At 71.2% G+C, this 1736-nt stretch carries 1 protein-coding gene and 1 pseudogene; both read left to right on the top strand.

Annotation, left to right across the window (positions count from 1 at the left end; all coding sequences use genetic code 11):
* The first annotated feature begins 206 nt into the window (after positions 1–206).
* On the top strand, positions 207–1214 hold the full coding sequence (locus HMPREF0731_RS20865) for a C-terminal binding protein (RefSeq protein WP_007006219.1): 1008 nt from the start codon (positions 207–209) through the stop codon (positions 1212–1214).
* A gap of 235 nt (positions 1215–1449) precedes the next feature.
* Positions 1450–1736, top strand: a pseudogene (locus HMPREF0731_RS23920) (hypothetical protein); the annotation flags it as partial.

Raw genomic sequence — 1736 nt, 5'->3', positions numbered from 1 at the left:
GTGCAGCGCCAGCGCCACACCCGGCCCGGCCAGCGCCCGGGCCGCCGCGGCGCCGATGCCGCTGGACGCGCCGGTGATCAGGATCTTCCGCGTGCTCATGCCTGCCCCCCCGTGATGGCGGGGCCGAGCATAGGCGGGGCGGCTTGCGCCCCCAACCCCGCCCCCGCATCCTCGGCCCAAGCACCTGAAACGGAGGAAACCCCACGATGCTGACCGTGCTGGAGCCGGAAGGCCTCTACCCCGACACCGCGCTGGAGGAGGAGATCTTCGCCGGCCAGGCGCGGCTGGTGCGCGGCGGCGCGCCGGGCGGGCTGCACGAGCTGCCGGACGCGCTCTGCGCCGAGGCGGACGGGCTGTTCGTCTTCCGCCACTGGCTGACCGCCGCCGACCTGGCGCGCTTCCCGAAGCTGAAGGTCGTGGTGCGCATGGGCGTGGGCTATGACCGGCTGGACCGCGCGGCGCTGGCCGCGCGCGGCGTGATGGTCTGCAACATCCCCGATTACGGCACCGCCGAGGTGGCCGACCACGCGATGTCGCTGGCCCTCGCCCTGCGGCGCGGCATCGCCCTGCACCATGATCTGCAGCGCCAGGACCCGCCCGCCCCCTGGCGGCAGGTGGAGACGCCGCTGGTGCAGCGGCTGGAGGAGCAGGATTTCGGCATCATCGGGCTGGGCCGCATCGGCACGGCGGTGGCGCTGCGGGCCAAGGCCTTCGGCTTCCGGGTGCGCTTCTACGACCCGTTCCTGCCGAACGGGGTGGACCGGGCGCTGGGCATCGGCCGCGCCCGCAGCCTGGAGTCGCTGCTGGAGGGCACCGACACCCTCTCGATCCACACGCCGCTGACCCGCGCCACCACGGGCCTGCTGGACGAGGCGGCGCTGCGCCGCCTGCGCCCGGGCGCGGTGGTGGTGAACACGGCGCGCGGGCCGATCCTCGACCTGGACGCGCTGGAGCGCTGCCTGCGCGACGGCCACCTGGCGGGGGCGGGACTCGACGTGCTGCCGGTGGAACCGCCGGTCGAGCCGGTGCCGCCGCTGCTGGCGGCCTATCGCGCGCGCGAGCCCTGGCTGGCGGGGCGGCTGATCGTGACGCCGCACAGCGCCTTCCACACCCCGGCGGCGTATCAGGACATCCGCCGCAAGAGCGCGGAGACGATGCAGGAAGCATTAATCACTGGCGCGTCGGCGAACCAGATCCGCGCGGAGCAGGAGTGAATCTCCCCTAAAGAGCGAAAATCGACTCTCCATAAACCTTTGAATTAAAAGAATTTTACTAAAAGTTCAACCTTGACCCACGGCGCAGGGAGGGGCAATTCTCAGAATTTAGATTGACGAAGGGTTAAGCGGTCCACAAAATCGTGACAGGTTCTGTTAGCAGGCGCAGCATATCCTCCGCCCAGGATGCCGCGCCGGCGCACCAGAACGGTGACGCCGTTCCTGAGGACCCGTGATGCCCGCTGCCCTTGCGACCGACGGCCCGCATGTCATCCTGGACGTCTCCCGCCTGCTGGGATGCGGCCGGAAGCGGACCCCGTCCGGCATCGACCGGGTGGAACTGGCCTATGCCCGCCACTACCTCACCGCGCCGGCCGAGCAGTGCAGCTTCGCCGGGCAGGAGCTGCATGGCGGCTTCGGCCTGCTGCCGCGCAAGCTGGTGGCCGAGTTGGTCGGCCACCTCACCGAGGCCTGGAGCAGCGGCCTGGCCAATGGCCCGGCCTTCCGCCGCGCCGCGCGGCT

Source organism: Pseudoroseomonas cervicalis ATCC 49957 (genome assembly GCF_000164635.1).
GTDB classification, from domain to species: domain Bacteria; phylum Pseudomonadota; class Alphaproteobacteria; order Acetobacterales; family Acetobacteraceae; genus Pseudoroseomonas; species Pseudoroseomonas cervicalis.
The sequence above is the reverse complement of the archived record's forward strand: the minus strand, read 5'-3'. Positions and strand labels throughout refer to the sequence as shown.